At 63.8% G+C, this 21,514-nt stretch carries 21 protein-coding genes; 9 read left to right on the top strand and 12 right to left on the bottom strand.

The window, feature by feature from the left end; all coding sequences use genetic code 11:
- Window positions 1-5: 5 nt before the first annotated feature.
- Entirely contained in the window at window positions 6-689 is a 684-nt protein-coding gene (locus ACEN84_RS13380; RefSeq protein ID WP_413711119.1) for an ArsR/SmtB family transcription factor, read from the bottom strand.
- Between the two features lie 71 nt (window positions 690-760).
- Between ACEN84_RS13380 and ACEN84_RS13385 the strand changes: the two genes are divergently transcribed.
- The 4 genes from ACEN84_RS13385 to ACEN84_RS13400 all read left to right on the top strand — a co-directional run bounded on the left by ACEN84_RS13385 (window position 761) and on the right by ACEN84_RS13400 (window position 4,298).
- Window positions 761-1,090, top strand: a complete 330-nt coding sequence (locus ACEN84_RS13385; RefSeq protein ID WP_413711120.1) for an NIPSNAP family protein — start codon at window positions 761-763, stop codon at window positions 1,088-1,090.
- Window positions 1,087-1,443: an antibiotic biosynthesis monooxygenase family protein gene (locus tag ACEN84_RS13390; protein ID WP_413711121.1), complete on the top strand. Its 357-nt coding sequence runs from the start codon at window positions 1,087-1,089 to the stop codon at window positions 1,441-1,443. The genes ACEN84_RS13385 and ACEN84_RS13390 overlap by 4 nt, the downstream gene beginning before the upstream one ends.
- 200 nt (window positions 1,444-1,643) lie before the next feature.
- Window positions 1,644-3,017 carry a pilus assembly protein TadG-related protein gene (locus tag ACEN84_RS13395; protein WP_112712805.1) on the top strand — a complete coding sequence of 458 codons (1,374 nt, stop codon included), beginning with the start codon at window positions 1,644-1,646 and terminating at the stop codon, window positions 3,015-3,017.
- 150 nt (window positions 3,018-3,167) lie between these two features.
- Window positions 3,168-4,298 (top strand): site-specific DNA-methyltransferase, encoded by a 1,131-nt coding sequence (locus tag ACEN84_RS13400; protein WP_112712803.1) that lies wholly within the window; start codon window positions 3,168-3,170, stop codon window positions 4,296-4,298.
- Window positions 4,299-4,408: 110 nt separating this feature from the next.
- Here the strand turns inward: ACEN84_RS13400 and ACEN84_RS13405 are convergent, their stop codons facing one another.
- The 4 genes from ACEN84_RS13405 to mutY all read right to left on the bottom strand — a co-directional run bounded on the left by ACEN84_RS13405 (window position 4,409) and on the right by mutY (window position 7,656).
- The gene (locus tag ACEN84_RS13405) at window positions 4,409-5,329 is read right to left on the bottom strand and encodes a hypothetical protein (protein WP_413711122.1); all 921 of its coding nucleotides are present in this window, start codon (window positions 5,327-5,329) and stop codon (window positions 4,409-4,411) included.
- A 255-nt stretch (window positions 5,330-5,584) separates the two neighbouring features.
- Window positions 5,585-5,950: a nuclear transport factor 2 family protein gene (locus ACEN84_RS13410; protein ID WP_112712799.1), complete on the bottom strand. Its 366-nt coding sequence runs from the start codon at window positions 5,948-5,950 to the stop codon at window positions 5,585-5,587.
- A 2-nt stretch (window positions 5,951-5,952) separates the two neighbouring features.
- Window positions 5,953-6,561, bottom strand: coding sequence for an HAD family hydrolase (locus tag ACEN84_RS13415; RefSeq protein ID WP_413711123.1), 609 nt, complete (start codon window positions 6,559-6,561; stop codon window positions 5,953-5,955).
- A 3-nt stretch (window positions 6,562-6,564) separates the two neighbouring features.
- Window positions 6,565-7,656: an A/G-specific adenine glycosylase gene (gene mutY, locus ACEN84_RS13420; RefSeq protein WP_413711304.1), complete on the bottom strand. Its 1,092-nt coding sequence runs from the start codon at window positions 7,654-7,656 to the stop codon at window positions 6,565-6,567.
- Window positions 7,657-7,752: 96 nt separating this feature from the next.
- On the opposite strand from mutY, the gene ACEN84_RS13425 reads away from it, so the two are divergent.
- Window positions 7,753-8,238: a DUF721 domain-containing protein gene (locus ACEN84_RS13425; protein ID WP_112714324.1), complete on the top strand. Its 486-nt coding sequence runs from the start codon at window positions 7,753-7,755 to the stop codon at window positions 8,236-8,238.
- Window positions 8,239-8,242: 4 nt separating this feature from the next.
- Here the strand turns inward: ACEN84_RS13425 and ACEN84_RS13430 are convergent, their stop codons facing one another.
- Together ACEN84_RS13430 and ACEN84_RS13435 are read right to left on the bottom strand one after the other, a co-directional pair.
- Window positions 8,243-8,662 carry a type II toxin-antitoxin system VapC family toxin gene (locus ACEN84_RS13430; RefSeq protein WP_413711124.1) on the bottom strand — a complete coding sequence of 140 codons (420 nt, stop codon included), beginning with the start codon at window positions 8,660-8,662 and terminating at the stop codon, window positions 8,243-8,245.
- On the bottom strand, window positions 8,659-8,898 hold the full coding sequence (locus ACEN84_RS13435) for a FitA-like ribbon-helix-helix domain-containing protein (RefSeq protein ID WP_112714322.1): 240 nt from the start codon (window positions 8,896-8,898) through the stop codon (window positions 8,659-8,661). Before ACEN84_RS13435 ends, ACEN84_RS13430 begins: the two co-directional genes overlap by 4 nt.
- A gap of 211 nt (window positions 8,899-9,109) precedes the next feature.
- Between ACEN84_RS13435 and ACEN84_RS13440 the strand changes: the two genes are divergently transcribed.
- The 3 genes from ACEN84_RS13440 to ppdK all read left to right on the top strand — a co-directional run bounded on the left by ACEN84_RS13440 (window position 9,110) and on the right by ppdK (window position 16,522).
- On the top strand, window positions 9,110-9,802 hold the full coding sequence (locus tag ACEN84_RS13440; RefSeq protein WP_199626362.1) for a DsbA family protein: 693 nt from the start codon (window positions 9,110-9,112) through the stop codon (window positions 9,800-9,802).
- 177 nt (window positions 9,803-9,979) lie between these two features.
- Window positions 9,980-13,441 carry a chromosome segregation SMC family protein gene (locus ACEN84_RS13445; protein WP_413711125.1) on the top strand — a complete coding sequence of 1,154 codons (3,462 nt, stop codon included), beginning with the start codon at window positions 9,980-9,982 and terminating at the stop codon, window positions 13,439-13,441.
- Window positions 13,442-13,855: 414 nt separating this feature from the next.
- The gene (gene ppdK / locus ACEN84_RS13450) at window positions 13,856-16,522 is read left to right on the top strand and encodes a pyruvate, phosphate dikinase (protein WP_413711126.1); all 2,667 of its coding nucleotides are present in this window, start codon (window positions 13,856-13,858) and stop codon (window positions 16,520-16,522) included.
- A 12-nt stretch (window positions 16,523-16,534) separates the two neighbouring features.
- Here the strand turns inward: ppdK and ACEN84_RS13455 are convergent, their stop codons facing one another.
- Together ACEN84_RS13455 and ACEN84_RS13460 are read right to left on the bottom strand one after the other, a co-directional pair.
- Window positions 16,535-16,810, bottom strand: coding sequence for a hypothetical protein (locus ACEN84_RS13455; RefSeq protein WP_112712789.1), 276 nt, complete (start codon window positions 16,808-16,810; stop codon window positions 16,535-16,537).
- A 98-nt stretch (window positions 16,811-16,908) separates the two neighbouring features.
- Complete coding sequence (locus tag ACEN84_RS13460) at window positions 16,909-17,298, bottom strand: hypothetical protein (protein ID WP_112712787.1); 390 nt, start codon at window positions 17,296-17,298, stop codon at window positions 16,909-16,911.
- 254 nt (window positions 17,299-17,552) lie between these two features.
- Between ACEN84_RS13460 and ACEN84_RS13465 the strand changes: the two genes are divergently transcribed.
- Complete coding sequence (locus tag ACEN84_RS13465; RefSeq protein ID WP_413711127.1) at window positions 17,553-18,464, top strand: DUF1499 domain-containing protein; 912 nt, start codon at window positions 17,553-17,555, stop codon at window positions 18,462-18,464.
- On the opposite strand, the gene ACEN84_RS13470 is transcribed toward ACEN84_RS13465, so the two are convergent.
- From ACEN84_RS13470 to ACEN84_RS13480, 3 genes are read right to left on the bottom strand one after another with little or no spacing between them, the layout of a single operon-like run.
- Window positions 18,461-20,146, bottom strand: coding sequence for a DUF4166 domain-containing protein (locus ACEN84_RS13470; RefSeq protein WP_413711128.1), 1,686 nt, complete (start codon window positions 20,144-20,146; stop codon window positions 18,461-18,463). The genes ACEN84_RS13465 and ACEN84_RS13470 overlap by 4 nt on opposite strands.
- A complete protein-coding gene (locus tag ACEN84_RS13475) occupies window positions 20,143-20,601 on the bottom strand; it encodes a thiol-disulfide oxidoreductase DCC family protein (RefSeq protein WP_413711129.1) in 459 nt (152 codons plus the stop codon). The genes ACEN84_RS13470 and ACEN84_RS13475 overlap by 4 nt, the downstream gene beginning before the upstream one ends.
- Window positions 20,598-21,512: an MBL fold metallo-hydrolase gene (locus ACEN84_RS13480; RefSeq protein ID WP_413711130.1), complete on the bottom strand. Its 915-nt coding sequence runs from the start codon at window positions 21,510-21,512 to the stop codon at window positions 20,598-20,600. The genes ACEN84_RS13475 and ACEN84_RS13480 overlap by 4 nt, the downstream gene beginning before the upstream one ends.
- Window positions 21,513-21,514: the final 2 nt, after the last annotated feature.

Genomic DNA, 21,514 nt, shown 5'->3' on the forward strand with positions numbered 1-21,514 from the left:
GGCTTTTAGTCGGCCGGAAACAGCTGCAGGAACTGCCGCTCGCCTTCCGGGGAGAAGATCACTGAGCGGCTTTCCGCCGTTCGCCGCGCCCAGCCCTTGTCGAAGAAATTCGAAAGCAGCGCCTTGCCGAGGCTGCCAGCCAGATGCGCGCGCCGCTCGCTCCAGTCGAGGCAGGAGCGGCAGAGCGGCCGCCGCGACGATTTCAGGCCGTGCAGGTCGATGCCGATGCACTTGAACCGGTCTTCGCCCTTTTCGGTCACCACCAAGCCGTCGCCGATGGCATTGATGGCGCCCGAGGCGATCAGGCTGTCCAGCATCCGCACGCCATAGTCGCCGGCAAGGTGGTCGTAGCAGATGCGCGCCTTGCGCAGCGCCGGTTCCTTCGGTCCCGGCTGATGGCGCAGATGCCCGCGCCCGGCCGCAAAGCCCATGATGCTTTCTAGCAGTTTGCCGACCGCGTCGTCGGCCAGCGCGAAATAGCGATGCCGCCCCTGCTTGCGCTGTGCGAGCAGGCCGCCGGCTTCGAGCTTGGCAAGATGCGTGCTCGCCGTCTGCAGCGTGATGCCGCCGGCCGCGGCAAGCTCCGTCGCCGTCAGCGCCTTGCCGCCCATCAGCGCCGTCAGCATGTTGGCGCGGGCGGGATCGCCGATGAGCGAGCCGATCTGTGCGATGTCTGGTCCTTCTTTCATACTTCGATCGTAACCGAAGCATGCCGGTGCGGCAACATGCAAAACTCTTCTCACAACAACAGGAGAAAGAGATGCTCACCTGCTTCATCCGCTACGAGATCGACCCGTTCAAGAAGGAGGCCTTCGCCGAATATGCCCGCAACTGGGGACAGGCCATCCCGAGGAACGGCGCCGGCCTGATCGGCTACTTCGCCCCGCATGAGGGCTCGCTGACGACGGCCTACGGCGTCTACAATATCGAGAGCCTGGCCGCCTACGAGGCCTATCGTGCCCGGCTCGCCGCCGATCCTCTCGGCCGCCAGAACTACAAATTCGCCAAGCGCGAGCGCTTCATCCTGAAGGAAGACCGCATCTTCCTGAAGAATGTCTCCGCTCCCCATGCCGAGCTGGTGCTGCCATGATCGCCGTCATCTTCGAAGTCGTGCCCTTCATGGGCGAGCGCCACAAGTATCTCGATCTCGCCGGGGAGCTGCGCGGCGAACTCGAGAGCATGGATGGCTTCATCTCCATCGAGCGCTTCGAGAGCCTGACCATGCGCGGCAAGATCCTGTCGCTGTCCTTCTGGCGCGACGAGGAGGCGGTCAAGAACTGGCGCAACCGTGAGGCCCACCGCAACGCCCAGGCCGCCGGCCGCAACGGCGTCTTCGCCGATTATCGCCTGCGCATCGGCCATATCGTGCGCGACTACGGCATGTTCGAACGGGACGAGGCGCCCGAGGACAGCCGCAGGGTTCACGATGCGGCAGGCGCCTGAAGCGGATATCAACGAGGGCGTGCCGGTAGTTCTGCCGGCATTCCATTACTGGTAGAATAGAACTTGGATATCACTATCATCTAAAGTATATAAAGTACTATTTTACTGTCACGAAGCCGTGAAGGCGCTTCCATGCTTACGGTATATTATCGAATTTCCCGCATAACGGATTTATATTTTAGATCCGAGGCATATTCTCAATGCGTGTTTTTCGTCCCTTTCTCAAGGACCGGCGCGGCAATTTCGGCGTGATGACAGCAATTCTCATGGTGCCGCTCCTGGGCGCCGCAGGCATCGCCGTCGACTATAGCAACGAAAGCGAAATGCACACCGAGCTGATGGAAGCCGCGGATGCCGCCGCCCTCGGCGCGATCGCTCCCGATACTGCCGGGTACAAGGCCGTCCAGGCCATGACCGGCGATGGCGAGATCACCGTGGCCGAGGCGGACGCCAGGGACATGTTCATGGCGCAGCGCTCCAGCGGCCTCAGCCAGTCACTCTCCGACCTGCCGCTCAACGTCACGATCAAGGTCGCGAAAGCAAGCGGCGTCGTCACCTCGACCGTCAATTTCAGCGTCGATGCGCCGACCACCTTCATGAAGGTGCTGGGCGTCGACACGATGACCGTCGCAGGTACGGCCACGGCGACGAGCGGCGGCATGTCGAGCGCCAGCTACACGGATTTCTACCTGCTGCTCGACAACACGCCCTCGATGGGTATCGGCGCCACCCAGGCCGATATCGACGCACTGGTGAAGGCGACAGCCAATTCCCCGGATGCCGCCGGCCGCAACTGTGCCTTCGCCTGCCACATGGTCTGGGGCAGCGGCGTCGAAAACACCGACAGCGATTACATCATCGCCCGCGCTAACGACATCACGCTGCGCATCGACGTGGTCACCGATGCCGTCAAGGGTCTGATGGACGATGCCGCCGAGGAAACGCAGCCGAACCAGTACCGCTTCGCCGCCTATACGTTCGGTGCGGCAGCCTCCGAAACCGCGCCCTATTACAGCATCTCGCGTATCGCCAGCCTGACCGGCGACCTCTCGACGATGCGCAACGCCATCGGCCAGATCAGCCTGATGACGACGCAGCACCACCAGTTCAACGAGGATGCACTGACGAGCTTCGATACGGCATTGACCAGCATCGGCAAGGAGATCAAGACGGATGGCGGCACCGGCGCCAGCACCGGTGACCGCCAGGAAGTCGTCTTCTTCGTCACCGACGGCATGGGCGACAGCCGCAAGGACAGCTGCACCGGCGGCTCCTGGTGGTCCAACCCCGACCGCTGCCTGCAGCCAATCGATCCCAAGCTCTGTTCGGCTCTGAAGGATCGCGGCATCAAGGTCGCGGTGCTCTACACCACCTACCTGCCGATCCCCACGGATCCGATCTGGAACCAGGCGATCAACCCCGTCTTCGCCAAGAATATCGGCCCCAATCTGAAAGCCTGCGCCACCGAAGGCCTGTTCTTCGAGGTGAAGCCGACCGATGACATGGCCGCCTCGATGTCGGCCTTGTTCAGCAAGGCGGCGAGTGCCACGAGCGGCCTCAGGCTGACGAATTGAGGGGAGGCGGGCCGGGTGCCCGCCTTCTTCGTTTTATGCGTGTATCTTTTGAATAATTTCCCGAAATCGTTCACCGCTTCAGGCTTTGGTAACCAAACTGGGTAACCATAACGATCAGTAAAAAGCGTAAGTGTATGAGCGAGTATCATAATGGCGTCTGTCTTTCCGCTTGCCGATCTGAAGGCCTCCGCAAAATCGGATTCCTGGATCGACACGATCATCAAGGGTGATTGTGTCGCTGCCCTCGAGGCCCTGCCGACCAATTCCGTCGATGTGATTTTCGCCGACCCGCCGTATAATCTCCAGCTCGGCGGCACGCTGCACCGTCCCGACCAGTCGCTGGTCGATGCCGTCGACGATGAGTGGGATCAGTTCGCCTCCTTCGAAGCCTATGATGCCTTCACGCGCGCCTGGCTGCTCGCCTGCCGCCGCGTCCTGAAGCCGACGGGCACGATCTGGGTCATCGGCTCCTATCACAACATCTTCCGCGTCGGCGCCACGCTGCAGGATCTCAATTTCTGGATCCTCAACGATATCGTCTGGCGCAAGACCAACCCGATGCCGAACTTCAAAGGCCGCCGTTTCCAGAACGCCCATGAAACGATGATCTGGGCGAGCCCGGATGCCAAGGCCAAGGGCTATACCTTCAACTACGATGCGATGAAGGCTGCCAATGACGACGTGCAGATGCGCTCGGACTGGCTGTTCCCGATCTGCAGCGGCGGCGAACGCCTGAAGGGCGACGACGGCAAGAAGGTCCACCCGACCCAGAAGCCGGAAGCGCTGCTGGCTCGCGTCATCATGGCCTCGTCGAAGCCCGGCGACGTGATCCTCGATCCGTTCTTCGGCTCGGGCACCACGGGTGCCGTTGCCAAGCGCCTCGGCCGCCACTTCGTCGGCATCGAGCGCGAGCAGGATTATATCGATGCGGCATCCGCCCGCATCGCCGCCGTCGAGCCGCTCGGCAAGGCTGAACTGACTGTCATGACCGGCAAGAAGCAGGAAGTGCGCGTTGCCTTCAACGTTCTCGTCGAAAGTGGCCTGATCAAGCCCGGCCAGGTGCTGCACGACGCCCGCCGCCGCTATAGCGCGATCGTCCGCGCTGACGGCACCGTGGCCTCCGGCGGTGACGCCGGCTCCATTCATCGCCTTGGCGCTAAGGTCCAGGGTCTTGATGCATGCAACGGATGGACCTTCTGGCATTACGAAGACGGGCAGACCCTGCGCCCGATCGACGATCTCCGGTCCGTCATCCGCAGTGATCTGGCAAAGGCGGAATAGCGTAAGCCTTTACCGGTCGAGACTACCTTCTTCCGGTTTTTGTACCTCCAGTTACGGAAGAAGGCCCATGGCGCCCGGGGATCAACACCCCGGGCGTCTTCTTTTTCGGCTTATCGCTGCAGCAGTGCCTGACGCTCCTCGTCGTCGTCCCGCTGGCGGCCGCCGATGGCGGCCGAGACGCTGGCGATGAAGGCGCCGACGAGCAGCGACATCGCGCCGATGAGGGCAACGCCCGACGCCGTCTTGCGCGCCGTATCGGCCGCCTTCTGCGCCGCTGCCTTGGCGTCGTCGATGCGCTTCAGCACGCCATCGACACGGGTTTTCGCATCGGCTTCCGAAAGCCCGGTCCGCGTGGCGACCACCTGGTCGAGATAGGCGCGGTCGTCGGCCGAAATCTCGCCTTCTGCCGCACCATTGATCAGCACGCGGGAGATCTCGGCGCTGACGGCTTCATTGCTCTGGTTCTGCGGCGCGCTGCGGCCATCGGCCGGGCGCAGCAGGGCATCCGTGAAATAGGACGTCGAGAAGCCGCCGGCACTGTCCGAGTTCGAGGCTACAGCTGCTGCTCCGGCACCACCTGCCGCGGCCGTGGCGCCGACTGCGGTCGCCGTCGCGCTGGCTCCGGCACTGGCGAGAGACGATATCGCGGAGCCGAGCAGGCCGACGACGATGAGCGTTGCCAGCGCCCAGGCAAGGAAGCCATGCGCCGTATCGCGGAAGAACACCTCATAGGTGTGAACGCCCACCCATTTTGATCTCAGGCGGCCGGTAGTGTAGCCGCCAAGCGCCGACGATGCCCATTGCACGACGATCAGCCAGACGGCTGCCGTCGCACCGATGGTCGCCAGCGAACTGCTGCCGCCGGCAAATGGCGAAATCATCGTCAGCCCCAGTCCGGAGCCGATCAGCATGAAGATCAGGGTGATCGCCGTGGCGGCCAGCGTGCCGGCAAGGATCGGTCCCCAGCTGACGGCCGAGGACGACGATTCCTGCGGAGCGCCGGTGACGGCGCTCGATAGGGGTTGCGACATCTTGATCCCCCTAGTGCCAGAACAGAAGGATGATCAGGATCAGCGGAATCGGAACCCCGAGAAACCAAAGCAATATACCTCTACCCATCCTAGTCCTCCTGCCGGCCATGCCGGGCTGCTGATTGATGCATGCCGCAATCTGTGCGGCTGGGATCAAAACAGCGGGAAACCGAGAATGTTCCTGAAGTCTTTGAGTTGGTTGCAACATTTGCAGGGATTGTTGCAGAAAGGGCGGCAGCGGTGCCGCCCTGCCGGTCAGAAGGCCTGGTAGTCGGTGACCTGCACGTGGGTCACATGGCCGTCCTCGTCGAAGGTGATCGTCTCCTCGCCCTCGCGGATCAGCGGCTTGCCGGTGCCGCTATGCGTGGCCCGGACGGACCAGACTGCGCGCCCGGCGCGGGGCGAGACTTTTTCGACCAGCGTATCGATTGCCGTCTGGTCCGGGTAATCGTCGAAATACTTGCGGAAGGCCGCCATGATCTCGTCGCGCCCGGCAAGGCTGCCGACGCCGTTGGAGACGTAGGTCGCATCCTCCGCGAAGTAATTCTCGATGGTTTCGAAATCCAGCGCGTTGATGGCGCCGTGGAAGAGCTTGATTTCCTCGACAGGATCGAACGCCATGATCAGACCCTCACGCCGAGCGCGGTCAGATCGGCGCGCAGCTTGTCGGCGCCGGTGAAATGCACCGCCTGCCATCCGGCCTGCTTGGCGCCGTCGACATTGGCGACGGTATCGTCGATGAACACTGTGGTTGCTGGATCAAGGCCGAAGCTATCGGCATGCATCTCGTAGATCGCCACATCCGGCTTGATCAGCTTCACATCGCCCGAAACGGTGACGCCCCGCGTCTTCGTCAGGAAGGGATAACGCACCTGCGCTTCGCGGAACGTATCGGAGGCGAAGTTGGTCAGCATCGTCACGTCATGCCCGCCCGCGATCAGCTCTTCCAAGACCACGACGCTGTCTTCATAGGCATGCGGCACCATCTCGTGCCAGTATTTGCGGAAATGGCGGATCTGCTCTTCGCGCTCGGGATGCACCTCGATCAGCAGCGCTTCAGCCTCTTCCCAGGTGCGGCCGCGGTCCTGCTCGATGTTCCAGTCATGGGTGCAGACATTGTCGAAAAACCACTTGCGTTCTCCGGCATCGGGGATCAGCCGCTGGTAGGGCAGGCTGGGATCATAGTGGATGAGCACTTTGCCGATATCGAAGACAATATGATTGATGGGCATCTATCATTCCTTGGCTGATTGGAACGCGAGAGGAATAGCCGCTGCGATCGCTTTTTTCATGATGGTCGGCAGCGCCTGGGCTTCAAGATTTGTAACCGGCTCCCACCATCCGTCATTGATTTCAATGGGATCGGCAATGGCGACGCGATAGATCGACAGCCGCAGCTCGAAATGCGTGAAGACATGCGTGACCGTTCCCGACGCCTGCCAGTCGGCGGCGAAAGGTGCCGCATCCGTCCCGGTCGCCCCGTCGATCCGCGCCGTCCATCCTGTTGTCGGCACTTCCGTCATGCCGCCGAGCAGGCCGCTCTCGATGCGCCGTCGCAGCAGGATTTCGCCTTCCGCGGTCACCGCGATGAAGGCCGCCCCGACGCGCACCGGCTTGTCCTTCTTCGCCGCCTTCACCGGAAACTTCTCGGGATCGTGCAGGCTCAGCGCCTCGCACGCATCCCTGAACGGACAGAGCGAACAGGCAGGGCGTTTCGGCGTACAGATCGTCGCCCCGAGATCCATCATCGCCTGCGCGAAATCGCCCGGCCGGCCGGCAGGCGTCAGCAGCGCCACCTTCTGCTTCATCAGCGGCTTGCCGGCGGGAAGCGGGGTGGCGATCGCATAGAGGCGGGAGATCACCCGCTCGACATTGCCATCCATCACCGCCGCCTGCCGGTTGAAGGCGATGGCGGCGACCGCAGCCGCCGTATAGTCGCCGATACCAGGCAGCGATTTCAGGCCTTCCTCGGTATCTGGAAAGATGCCGGCATGATCCGCTGCCACAGCCTCGGCGCATTTCTTCAGATTGCGGGCGCGGGCGTAGTAGCCAAGCCCCGCCCAGGCCGCCATCACGTCCTCGCTCGGCGCCGCGGCGAGATCCTTCACCGTCGGCCAGCGCGACAGGAAATTGGTGAAGTAGGGTTTTACCGCCTGCACCGTCGTCTGCTGCAGCATCACTTCGGAGAGCCAGACGCGATAGGGATCGGCCTTGATGCCGCGCGCAGCCATTGGCGGCGAGACGCGCCAAGGCAGGTCGCGGTGGTGCCGGTCGTACCAGTCGAGCAGGTCTTTTGCGCTTGGCGCGAGGAGTGTCGTGGAAGTCATCATTTACCGGAGTGCGGGGAGTGGCCTATAATTGGCGAAGCATTGCCGCCTGATCAAGGCAGCAGCGCCAATTGGCGGCGGCATCAGAAGGTTTCGATGAGTTATCCACGCAAAGGTGAAAAGCAGATCTCCGAGCTGGCGAACGGGCTGATCGATCCCGTGCTCGCCAAGCGCGCCGGTATCAACACCGCGCTCCTCGGCTCATGGGACGAAATCGCCGGCGAGGACTTTGCCGATTGCACCCGCCCCGAAAAGATCGCCTGGGCCCGCGGCAGCGAAGACGGCACCTACAAGCCCGGCGTTCTGACGATCGCCTGCGAAGGCGCGCGCGCCCTTTTCCTCACCCACGCGCAAGGCGAACTCATCCAGCGCATCAACAGCTTCTTCGGCTTCTCCGCCGTCCACCAGATCCGCATTGTCCAGAAGCCGGTCTCCCAGGCCAGCAAACGCTCCCGCACCCCGCCACCGCTGAAAGGTGAGGCAGCCCGCAAGCTCGAAGGCATGATGGAAGGCATCGAGGGCGACAAGCTGCGCGAGGCGGTGAAACGGCTGGGTACGGCGGTGCTGGGGAAGCGGCGGTAAAGCCTTAGCTTTCCCAGGGATTGATGATCGGCACCCCAGCCGCCTCGAAAGGCGCCACGTCCCGCGTCGCGACGGTAAAGCCGCGTGTTGTGGCGATTGCCGCAATCTGGCCGTCGGCCATGGAGATGACGCGGCCTGCGCTGCGTGCTCTTCCGATCAGCGGCGCAAATTCCCTTGCTGCCGGTTCATCGAAGGGCAGTACCCGATCCTCGAACAAGCGCGCCATCAACTCAACAAGCTTCTGATGAAGCCCTGCCTTTCTGCGGCCATCGGGAAGAACCTCGATACCGGACAGCAATTCGGCAAGATTGACCGACGTGAGATAAAGTGTTTCCGCCGCTTGATCGTCCAGCCAGGCGAGCACCTTCGGATCGGCATCGGGCTTCATCGGCTCCGAAATCACGTTGGTGTCGAGAATGATCATTCGAAGTCCGCGGCATCGACAGGTGTCTGATCGCGTTCGAAGCTAAGATCCGCATCGCCGATCTCCTTGGCGAAGGCGGCCAATTCCGAACCGATCTTCAGCCGCCCGGATGGCCTGACCGCCTCTTCGAGAATACTGCGGATTTCAGCCTCGGTGCTTCGGCCATTCTTCGCCGCACGCTGCTTCAATGCGCGGTGCGTTTCTCCGGGCAGGTTACGAACCACTATAGCGGACATCTGGGCCTCCATATCATGCGTATGATATCATTTTAATTGTGATGATATCAACGTCGATTTTCTCGACCAATCACGCTAGATGAAGAACAATTCATCCTATAGCCTTTGCAAGGTCACAATTCTTTGAAGAAAGTTGGCCAAGCGTGCCTTGTTCGCGGCCATTGGCCGTTATATCGCACATGCAGCCGCCACTTTTGTTTATGGGGAACCCATGCAGCTTTCTGAAATGCAACTGACGAAGCGCCAGCTCATGAGCGGTGTCGCCGCAGCGACCGCGACGCTCGCGCTCTCCACCGCGGCCCATGCAGCGGTTGAAATGCCGCAGCCGGAAGGCGATGTCGATATGGAAGCGGTGCTGAAGCCCGGCGAGCTGCCGGAAATGGCGCTCGGTCCTGAGGACGCCAAGGTCAAGATCGTCGAATACATGTCGATGACCTGCCCGCATTGCGCCCACTTCCACAACACCACCTTCGACGAGATCAAGAAGAAGTATGTCGAAACGGGCAAGGTCCGTTTCATCATCCGCGAGTTCCCCTTCGATCCGGCCGCCGCCGCCGCTTTCATGCTGGCGCGCTGCAACGCCTCCGACCCGACGAAGCTCAGCACGCCGGAACAGTATTTCCCGATGGTTTCGATGCTGTTCAAGCAGCAGGAAACCTGGGCTGCCGCCGACGATCGCCGCGCCGCACTTCTGCAGATGTCCAAACTCGCTGGATTTAGTGAGGATAGCTTTACGAAGTGCTTGACGAACCAGAAGCTTCTGGATGAAGTGAACGCGACCCGGGAAAGGGGCTCCAAGGAGTTCGGTGTCAACGCCACGCCGACTTTCCTGATCAACGGCAAGCGTTACGCTGGGGACATGACGGTTGACTCCATGTCGGCACTTATCGACAGCCTGCTCTGAACCGTACCGTTTTGATCTGACGGGCGGCGAAAGCCGCGCGCCCGTCTTTTATTCTGTGCCTTCCCTTCTCCCCAGCGGGGAGAAGGTGCCCGAAGGGCGGATGAGGGGGCCACGGAGCAAAAGCTTCAATGCATCCTTCCCGCCTCCTCACACGGTCCGTCGATTGGAGACGACCGCATGAAGTTCAACAAGCTCCGCCTTGTCGGCTTCAAATCCTTCGTAGAACCGACTGAATTCATCATCGAGCGCGGCCTCACGGGCGTCGTCGGGCCGAATGGCTGCGGCAAGTCCAATCTTGTCGAGGCGCTCCGCTGGGTGATGGGCGAGAATTCCTACAAGAACATGCGCGCATCCGGCATGGATGACGTCATCTTCTCCGGCTCGGGAAACCGCCCGGCGCGCAACACCGCCGAAGTCGCGCTCTATCTCGACAATGGCGAGCGCACCGCGCCAGCCGCCTTCAACGACAGCGACGAGATCCAGGTCACCCGCCGCATCGAGCGCGAGCAGGGCTCGATCTACCGCATCAACGGCAAGGAAAGCCGCGCCAAGGATGTGCAGCTGCTGTTTGCCGATGCCTCGACCGGTGCCCGTTCGCCGTCGATGGTCGGCCAGGGCCGTATCGGCGAGCTGATCTCGGCAAAGCCGCAGGCCCGCCGTCAGCTGCTGGAAGAGGCGGCCGGCATTTCCGGCCTCCATTCCCGCCGCCACGAAGCCGAGCTTCGCCTGCGCGCCGCCGAGAGCAATCTCGAGCGCCTCGACGACGTCACCTCGCAGCTCGAAAGCCAGATCGAGAGCCTGAAGCGTCAGGCACGTCAGGCAAACCGCTTCAAGACGCTGTCTGCCGATATCCGCGCCCGCGAGGCGATGCTGCTGCATATCCGCTGGGTGCAGGCCAAGGAAGCCGAAGCCGAGGCCGACAGTGCGCTGAACCAGGCCACCGTCGTTGTCGCCGAGAAGGCGCAGACCCAGATGGAGGCGGCGAAGTCTCAGGGCATCGCCAGCCTGAAGCTGCCGGAACTGCGCGATGCCGAGGCGCGCTCTGCCGCCGCCCTGCAGCGCCTGCAGATCGCCAAGACGCAGCTGGAAGAGGATGCCAACCGCATCCTGCGCCGCCGCGACGAGCTGACCCGCCGCCTGACGCAGCTTGCCGAGGACATCCGCCGCGAAGAGCGGCTGGTCTCCGACAATGCCGAAATTCTCGCGCGTCTCGATGCCGAAGAGGCCGATATCACCGAGATCCTGGCGGATTCCGGCCGCCACGCCGACGAGCTTCGCGAAGCCTTCGAGGAAGCCGCCGCCAAGCTCTCCGACAGCGAGCGCATCTTCACGTCGCTGACCGCCGAGCGCGCCGAAGCCGCTGCCGGCCGCAACCAGCTGGAACGCGCCATCCGCGATCTCGCCGATCGCAAGATGCGCCTCGAGCGCCAGATGGACGAGGCAAACCGCGAACTTTCCGCCATCGAGGAAAAGGTCTCGGCGCTTCCCGATCCCGAGGAGAAGCGGGCGATGGTCGAGGCAGGCGAGATCGCCGTTGCCGAAGCCGAAGCTGCGATCCAGGCCGTCGAACAGGCGCTCGCCGAAGCCCGCCGCACCGAGGCGCTTTCGCGTGCCCCGGTCGATGAGGCCCGCGCCAAGCTCAATGGCCTGGAAACCGAAGCCCGCACCATCCAGCGCATGCTGGCTGCCGGTGCCGCCGCAGGCGAGTTCCCGCCGGTTGCCGAAGAGCTGCGCGTCGATCGCGGCTTCGAGACGGCGCTCGGTGCAGCACTCGGCGACGATCTGGAATCGCCGCTCGATCCGAAGGCGCCGGCCCACTGGTCCGAGAATGGCGATGGTGCGTCAGACCCGGCATTGCCCGCCGGTGCGACGCCGCTCCTGAACCATGTCCGCGCTCCCGCCGCCCTGACGCGCCGCCTGAAGCAGATCGGCCTTGCCGCCGAAGCCGATGCCCGCCGCCTCGTGCGCGATCTGAAGCCCGGCCAGCGCCTGGTCACCAAGGAAGGCGCCGTCTATCGCTGGGATGGCCACGTCACCGGCGCCGATGCGCCGAGCGCGGCTGCCCTCCGCCTTGCCCAGAAGAACCGGTTGGCGGAACTGGAAAACGAAGTCTCGCTCGCCCGCGATGTTCTGGTCGAAGCCGAGGAGCGTCTTGCCGCTGCCGCGGAAGGCATTCGCGGCGAGGAGCGCCGTCTGAACGATGCCCGCGACATGAGCCGCCTGTCGGCCCGTCATCTCGCCGAAGCGCGTGACGCGCTTGCCGCCGCCGAGCGCGCTTCCGGCGACCTCGTGCGCCGCCGCGATGTCGTTGCCGAGGCCGTCAGCCAGCTGCAGTCGCAGCAGGAAGACCTCTCGATTCAGGAAGAGAACGCCCGTATCGAGCTGGAAGACGCGCCTGATCTGACGGCGATCGACGAGCGGCTGCGCCTGCAGCAGGTCGAGGTCGCGACCGATCGCGGTCTTGCTGCCGAAGCCCGCGCCCGCCACGAAAGCCTGAACCGTGAAAACGATGCCCGCCAGCGCCGCATCGTGGCGATCGGCCAGGAGCGCGAAACCTGGCGCCAGCGCGCCGCCAGCGCCGAAGACCATATCGCCACGCTCCGCGATCGCGAGGAAGAAGCCCGCGACGAAGCCGCCGAGCTCGAAATGGCGCCGGATGAATTCGACGACAAGCGCCGGTCGCTGCTGAGCGAGCTGCAGAAGGCCGACGAATCCCGCCGCAACGCCGCCGATCTGCTTGCCGCAGCCGAGCTCGTCCAGCGCGATGCCGACCACAAGGCCGCCACCGCTCTCTCCGAACTGGCCGAAAGCCGCGAACGCCGCGGCCGCGCCGAAGAGCGTCTCGTCTCCGCCCGCGAAAAACGGCAGGAGAGCGAGGGCCGGATCCGCGAGGCGCTGAACGTCGCCCCGCACGAAGCCTTCCGCCTCACCGGTCTTCAGCCGATGCAGGCAATCCCGGATCCGCGCGAAGTCGAACGCGATCTGGAGCGCCTGAAGATGGAGCGCGAGCGTCTCGGCGCCGTCAACCTGCGCGCCGAGGAAGAGCAGAAGGAGCTCAGCGAAAAGCTCGAAGCGCTGATCAAGGAGCGCGACGACGTCATCGACGCCATCCGCAAGCTGCGCGGCGCGATCCAGAGCCTGAACCGCGAAGGCCGCGAGCGCCTGATCGCCGCTTTCGATGTCGTCAACGCCCAGTTCCAGCGTCTCTTCACCCACCTCTTCGGCGGCGGCACTGCCGAGCTGCAGCTGATCGAATCCGACGATCCCCTCGAAGCCGGCCTCGAAATCCTCGCCCGCCCGCCGGGCAAAAAGCCGCAGACCATGACGCTGCTCTCCGGCGGCGAGCAGGCGCTGACCGCCATGGCGCTGATCTTTGCGGTATTTCTCACCAACCCGGCGCCGATCTGCGTGCTGGACGAAGTGGACGCACCGCTCGACGATCACAATGTCGAGCGCTATTGCAACCTGATGGACGAGATGGCCGCGTCGACGGAAACGCGATTCGTGATCATCACTCACAATCCGATCACCATGGCCCGCATGAATCGCCTATTTGGTGTGACGATGGCAGAGCAGGGCGTCTCACAGCTTGTATCCGTCGACCTTCAGACGGCCGAGCGCCTGCGCGAAACCGCTTGAAAACAATAGCTTTTCAAGAAAACCCCAAAAAAGTACGGGTCTGGCGGAAACCTTAACCCAATTGGGTGATGCTTTCAGCTTGCTTTTGCATTAGAAGTTGTCCTAGCGAATAAAGAGATTGCTGAAAAGTGAGCTCCGTCGCGCATGTTGGATACTGCTAGACGGTCCGGGACGAGGGCAAAAACCGGGCTTGATGGCATAGGTGGACCCCCCGTCCAGTTTTCCTGGCTGGACGGAAATAAGGCTTTGCGGGACCGTTGTTGCAGTCCCGCAAAGCTTTTTTTATGCGCTTCCCTCATTAAAACGGTTTGATGTCCCGCATTCATTGTGCGGTGCAACATTTTGCCGTATTTGTCGATTTTCATTTCCGGACCAAGGGATTAAGGTGGTCCCGGAGAATGAGACGGGGGGAAGATGTCCAAGCTGGTCTATACGTTCGGAAACGGGCAGGCGGAAGGCCGTGCGCGCGACCGGGACGTTCTGGGAGGCAAGGGCGCCAATCTTGCCGAAATGTGTGCACTGGGACTTCCTGTTCCGCCCGGCCTGACGATCGTCGCCGATGCCTGCACCACCTATTACAAGAATGGCCGCACGCTCGAAGACGCGCTGAAGCAGCAGATCCGCAGCGGCCTCGAAGGCATCGAGAAGGCGACCGGCCGCCGCTTCGGCGATACCGCCCATCCGCTTCTCCTCTCCGTCCGCTCCGGCGCCCGTGTCTCGATGCCGGGCATGATGGATACGGTGCTCAATCTCGGCCTCAACGACGAGACGGTGCAGGCGCTCGGCCATGATGCCGGCGACGCGCGCTTTGCCTGGGATAGCTACCGCCGTTTCATCCAGATGTATGCCGATGTCGTCATGGGCCTCGATAACGAGGTCTTCGAGGAAATCCTCGAGGACGAGAAGGCGCGTCTTGGCCACGAATATGATACCGAGCTGACTGCCGCCGAATGGCAGCATATCGTCACGCTCTACAAGGACATCATCGAGGAAGAACTCGGCGAAGCCTTCCCGCAGGAGCCTGAGGTCCAGCTCTGGGGCGCCGTCGGCGCCGTCTTCGCCAGCTGGATGAGCCCGCGCGCCGTCACCTACCGCATGCTCCACAATATTCCGGAAGTCTGGGGCACGGCGATCAATATCCAGGCCATGGTTTTCGGCAATCTCGGCAATGCCTCGGCAACCGGCGTCGCGTTTACCCGCAATCCCTCGACTGGCGAGAAGTCCTTCTATGGCGAGTTCCTGGTCAATGCCCAGGGTGAGGACGTCGTCGCCGGCATCCGTACGCCGCAGAGCATCACCGAGGAGGGGCGGCTGAATTCCGGTTCGGAGCGCCCGTCGCTCGAAAAGCTGATGCCCGAGGCCTTCGCAGAGCTCACCCGCATCTGTTCGGAGCTCGAGGCGCATTACCGCGACATGCAGGACATCGAGTTCACCATCGAGCGCGGCAAGCTCTGGATGCTGCAGACCCGCTCCGGCAAGCGGTCCACCCGCGCTGCCATGCGGATCGCCGTCGATATGGTCGATGAGCGGCTGATCACCGAAGAGGAAGCGGTGCTGCGCATCGAGCCCTCGACGCTCGACCAGCTTCTGCACCCGACCATCGATCCGCGCGTCCAGCGCCAGGTGATCGGCAGCGGCCTTCCGGCTTCCCCGGGGGCGGCGACCGGCGCCATCGTCTTCACCGCTGAGGAGGCGGTTGCAGCGGAAGAGGAGGGTCGCAAGGTCATCCTGCTGCGCGTCGAAACCAGCCCGGAAGATATCCACGGCATGCACGCCGCCGAAGGCATCCTGACCACCCGCGGGGGCATGACCAGCCACGCCGCTGTCGTCGCCCGCGGCATGGGCATCCCCTGCGTCGTCGGCGCCGGCACGATGCGTATCGATCTGCGCAACGAGCGCCTGATCGGCGTCGGCGTGACGCTGAAGAAGGGCGACATCATCACCATCGATGGCTCGGCCGGTCAGGTGCTGAAGGGCGAAGTGCCGATGATCCAGCCGGAACTCTCCGGCGATTTCGGCCGCATCATGGGCTGGGCGGATCGCGTCCGCCGCATGACGGTGCGCACCAATGCCGATACGCCGGCCGATGCCCGCGCCGCCCGTTCCTTCGGTGCCGAAGGTATCGGCCTCTGCCGCACCGAGCACATGTTCTTCGAGGGCGACCGCATCCATGTGATGCGCGAAATGATCCTTGCCGAAGACGAGAAGGGCCGCCGCGCCTCGCTCGACAAGCTGCTGCCGATGCAGCGGCTGGATTTCACCAGTCTTTTCAGCGTCATGCACGGCCTGCCTGTTACCATCCGCCTGCTCGATCCGCCGCTCCACGAATTCCTGCCGAAGTCGGATGAGGAAATCGCCGATGTCGCGGCGGCCATGGGCATGGAGCCGCTGGCGCTGCGCCAGCGCGTCGATGCGCTGCACGAGTTCAACCCGATGCTCGGCCATCGCGGCTGCCGCCTGGCGATCTCCTATCCCGAAATCGTCGAGATGCAGGCCCGCGCCATCTTCGAGGCGGCCGTCGCCGCCGCCCACGAAACCGGTGCCGCCGTCGTGCCCGAGATCATGGTGCCGCTCGTCGGTCTCCGCTCCGAGCTCGATTACGTCAAGGAACGCATCGATACGATCGCCAAGGCGGTCATGGCCGAAGCCGACATGAAGATCGATTACCTCGTCGGCACGATGATCGAGCTGCCGCGCGCGGCCCTGCGCGCCCATACGATCGCCGAGGCCGCCGAATTCTTCTCCTTCGGCACCAACGACCTGACGCAGACCACCTTCGGCATCTCGCGCGACGACGCCTCGGCCTTCATCCCCACCTACCAGCGCAAGGGCATCATCGAGCATGACCCCTTCATCTCGCTGGATTTCGATGGCGTCGGCGAGCTGATCAGCATTGCCGCCGAGCGCGGCAGGCGCACCCGCAACGACATGAAGCTCGGCATCTGCGGTGAACATGGCGGTGATCCCGCCTCGATCCATTTCTGCGAAAGGATCGGCCTCGACTACGTTTCCTGCTCTCCCTTCCGCGTGCCGATCGCACGGCTGGCGGCAGCGCAGGCCGCCATCAACGGCGGCCATTGAGGCAGGTCAATTCTAGCGGCGGTAATAGTAGCGCGGGTAGTAACGCGGCCCCGCCATGAAGTCGTCGAAGTTCTCGTCGGCCTGGATGCGGAAGGCGCGGGCATCGGCGCGGCGGTCGAGATCGATGCGCTGCAGGCAGGTGGCGAAACCGTTGGTGCCCGGCTTGAAACCGTAGCTCAGGCACTGCCGCTCATCGGCCGCGCGCCGCTCTTCAGGCGTCATCGTCTGGCAGGCCGAAAGGCCGATCGCCAGGGCAGCGAGCGTGAGCGAAAGGGCGGAAAGACGCATGGTACAGTCTCCGGTGCGTGAAACGGTCGTCCGGACATGAGGCGATTTGCCAGCCCGCGTCAACACCGCATCAACAGCCTGAGACAACGCGGCTGCAGTCAGATTCGTTCCAGCACTTCGATGAAGGCATCGGCAAAGCGCACGAGATGGACGGTATCCTCGTCGGGCGCCTGCATCCGGATCTCGACGCCGTCACGGTCGAGCACGGCGAGCACCACCCGCATGTCGTCGCTCGATGTCGGAACCCGCAGCACCGCGATGCGGCGGCAGTCCTCGATCAGGCCGGCTGCAGGCAGGTCGAAAAGGAACTCTCCGCCAGCCTTTCCGGCAGCGGTGCGCACGGCTTCGCAGAAACCTGCTTCGCCGCCATTATAGCCTTCCAGCGAGAGCTCCAGTTCAAGAAGCTCCATCGGCAGGAAGGGTTCGGATGAATCGACGGCACCGAGCGCCGGCGATTGCTGTCTTTCGGTCATTTCCGGTGAAAGCATGGCTCTTCTCCTGAAACGCGCATGCTTTTGCCTTAAGCATGCTTCAAACCTCCCGGCAGCATGAAAGCCCGCCAGAATGGCCATTTTACGGCATATCAGATGTCGCTCATAAAGACCATCTCCGCCTTTCGGTGGATTGGCGGCGCTGACGAGAGACAACAGTTTCAAAAACTAGGCGAATCTTGCCATAAACAAGGTGTGGGTGCTTCGCGTGTCCGCGACGGGCGTGTGCCCGCGTATAACCGGTAAGTTTGATGGCCATCCGTTTCGACCGCCCCGTTTCCAGTTCGGCCCGCTTCGCGCGGCGCTTCGGGGCGTTTGCGCTGGTCCTCTGGGTAGCCGTGCTCGCTGCCCACCGCTTCGGCGGCCTCGCTACGCCCTACATGGTGCTGCTCGTTCTCGTCGCCACCGGCTGCGCGGCGCTCGCCGTGCTGTTGGCGCTCGTCGGCCTGAGAAGCCTCTGGCTGACAGGCGCCGAAGGCGGCCTCGACGCGCTGAAGGCGCTCATCTTTGCCGCGGCACCATTGGCTTTCGGCGGCCTCGCCGCCGAGCGCTGCTTCACCCTGCCTGAGATCTACGATGTCTCCACTGACCTCGTCTCGGCGCCGGAATGGCTTTCCCAGCCGCATGCCGACCAGATCTGGATGAAGCGCAGCCCCGAAGTAACCGGCGCCGACCGCGAAAAGCAGCTGGAAGCCTATCCCGAACTGACGGGCCGCCGCTACGAAGGCGCCATCGACCGCGTTCTCGAAGCCGTCAAGAAAGTCGCCCGCCAGAACGGCATCGTCATCACCAAGACCAGCGATGCCAGTGATCCCGGCCGCGATCTCGAAGACGTGCCCGCCAAGCCGCCGGCGCCCGGCGCCGGTGATGCCGTGGCCGAAGCGCCCGATCAGGTGCCGGTGCCGACCCCGCGCCCGTACGACGACGATGTTGCCAAGCTGATCCGCGGCGCCAATGGCGTCACCCTGCAGGGCGAGGACAAGACCCTCATTCTCGGCCTGCGCTTCGATGTCATCATCCGCCTGCGCGAAGAGGCCGAAACCACCTTCGTCGATATCCGCGTCGCCTCGCGCTACGGCCCGCACGACCTCGGCTTCAGCGCAGCCCTTGCCGACCAGTTCCTGGAAGCGCTGGATTCCGAGCTCCTCGGCATCGCCGGTTAATCCGGCATCAGCCAGCCGGTATAGCGCACGATCAGCCCGGTCAGCGGACTGCCGATCTCCACATGGAAGCGGAAGCGCCCATCGGCTTCTTCCTCGAACGTATCGCCATCCGGCGCCAGGAAGCGCGGCAACGGCAGGCCGAACACCTGCCATCCGCGGATCACCAGCCGCATCCGCCCGCCTTCGGGCACCAGTGCGATGAATACCCGGACCGGCCCGAACTGTTCCGCCAGCAGATGCGCATGCCGCCCGGTGCCCTCAAGCTGGCGGCTGAAAAACCGCCGCCCGCCGAAATCGCGCACCCATGTCTCCCGCCCGTCCTCGACCGTGAAGGTGACGCTGACGGGAATATCCTCCGCCGCCTTGGGAAAGCCGATCACCGCGGCCACCATCGAGGCAAGCAGACCCTTGCCCCGCTCCACCCGCGCCCGGCCGGACACGCGGTATTCGCCGCCGCTGACGGAATGCATCGCCGCGACTGCCGGCGGCAATGCAGCCCAGGCATCGCCCAGCACCCTCCGATAAAGCGGCAGGTCGCGATCGCCAGCGCGATGCCGCCGGATCCCGGTCCGGATCGCCAGCGGCCGGAATGCCGCCTCGAATGCCGATAGCGGCACTTCGCCGATCGCCGGCCGCGCCCCGGAGACCGGCCGCTGACCATCCGCAAGCGCCCGCAGCAGCGCGGCCGCGCCGGTCACCGGAATGAACGGCCCGTCATCGCCCTCGGCGATCAGATGCCAATCGGCGCGATAGTCCTCGCCATCCAATCCCTTGCCCTCCACCGATACGAACATGCCGCCGCGATGTTCGCCGAAGGCGAGACGGCGGCTCACAGCATGGATGAGCCCGGCAAACGGCGAAAGCGACGGCAGCAGCCGGAAGTTCACTGTCCGCGCCGCAAGCCGCAGCAGCGATTGCAGCCAGCGCGGCTCCGTTCCCGCGCCGGTGAACGCGGTCTTCAGCCCCGGAAAGCGCATCGGCAGCAGCGCAAGATCCGGCGCATCGGCGAGGAGGAAATCCCGCGCCCGCAGCGGCACGGCCCCGGGCGGCGCGATCACCATCCGCCTGAAATCGACAAGGCCGACCCCATCCCGCGCCCGCCCATCTTTCGTCACCGGCACCGGCTTCCCGGCATAGCTCGCAATCGCTTTGATGACATTGAGCCCGATCCCGGCGCGCGGGGAGGGCGCAATGCCCGCACTGACGCCTGTCACTTCGCTAAATTCGTCTGCAAGCACCTCCGCCGCCGCAAAGGAGAGCGCCGGAAAGCTGCTGAGCCCCGACAGCACAAAGACGCCGCTTTCGCTCGCCGCCGCATCGAGAGCGCCGATCCCGGCGACGAAATCGCGGCTGTCGGCCAGATCGAGATAGGAGATGCCGAGCGCGATCGCCGCTTCCGCCACCCGGTAACGATCCTCCCCCATCGCCTGAAACGGGCCGGATGCATCGACGATGACCGATGGCATCAGGGCCTTCAACTGTGGGATCAGCTCCGCATCGCGATCGAACCGCGCGCCCTCAGCCTGACCGCCGAGCTCCGCCGCATATCCACGAGCCTTCTCAAGCGACCGGCCCCCGATGATCAAGCGAAAACGCGGGTCGTCTTTCAGCAGCCGCGCCAATCGGCTGCCGAAGGTGCCGTAACCGCCGATGATGAGCACACGAAGCTCACTGCTTGTCATCCCAGGAAACGGCTCCTCACCTCGGGCGTCGGCACGAAACAGCTGCGGCTGCGCCCGGCGATCCGCAGCCGGTTGCGGGCGACGAATTCGTAGAGCCGGTCGGCAAGCGCCCGCGGCAGGACGCGGAAGACGGTGACGAGCGACCAGGGAAAGCCGAGCCCGGCAATCATCCGGATCGAGCCGTCGGATTTGAAATGCGCGACGCCCTTGTCGATGAAGATGTTGGTCTCGTAATCGCGGCTGTCCAGCCCATAGTGCCGATAGAGCGCCTCGCCGAGCGGCGATTGCGCCGTCAGAAACCGGTAGCGCCGGGATTTGTCGTGCTTCAGCGCAAACTTCACCCAGCCGGAGCAGAAGATGCATTCGCCGTCGAAGATGATCAGCGGCTGGTCATCGGGAAAGGCCGGAACGCCGGCATCGCTGCGAAAGCTGTAGGCATCCCTTTGCCCGCTCATTTGACCACCCAGTAATCGCCTGTCAGTGACGGCGGGCCGTTGGTCTCCACCTTGCCGCGCTCGACGAGATCCTCGATATGCGCCAGCACCGAAAGCGCCGCCGCCCCGTGCAGCCGCGGATCGGTATCGCGGTAGATCGCCTTGACCATGTCGGCGATCTTCCGGTCTCCCGTCTTGATCCGCTCCAGCACTGCCCGCTCGCGCATCCGCCGGTGGGTCTTCAGCGCTCGCAGAAAGGTCAGCGGGTGCTTCACCGGTCCGCCATGGCCGGGCAGCAGCAGGTGGTCACGCCGGGCAATCAGCTTGTCGAGCGACGCCATGTAATCGGCCATCGACCCATCCGGCGGCGCGACGATCGAGGTCGCCCAGGCCATGACATGATCTCCCGACAACAGGATCTCGCTACCCTCGAGAGCAAAAGCCAGGTGATTGGCCGCATGCCCGGGCGTCGCGATCGCCCTGAGAGCAAAGCCGTCACCTTCGATCACGTCGCCATCGGCGAGCGGAATATCCGGCATGAAACCCATGTCGGAACTCTCCGAGAAGGGATTGACCTCTCCCGCATGAAGCGGCCGCGAGGCCCGGTGCGGCCCTTCGCCGGCGGTCGGCGCGCCGGTCGCCGCCTTCAGCCGCGCCGCAAGCGGCGAGTGGTCGCGATGCGTATGGGTGATCAGGATATGCGAGACGCGCCGCTTGTCCAGTGCAGCCATCAGCGCCTCAAAATGCGCATCGTTCTCCGGCCCCGGATCGACCACGGCAACGGTATCGCCCGCGCCGACGATATAGCTGTTGGTGCCGTGAAAGGTGAAAGGGCTCGGATTATTGGCCGTCAGCCGTTGGATGCCGGGCGCAACGGCAATGGGCGTGCCATAGGCCGGGTCGAAACTCAGGTCGAATCGCGGGCTCGGCATGA

It is taken from the genome of Rhizobium sp. Rhizsp82 (assembly GCF_047325115.1).
Lineage (GTDB): Bacteria > Pseudomonadota > Alphaproteobacteria > Rhizobiales > Rhizobiaceae > Rhizobium.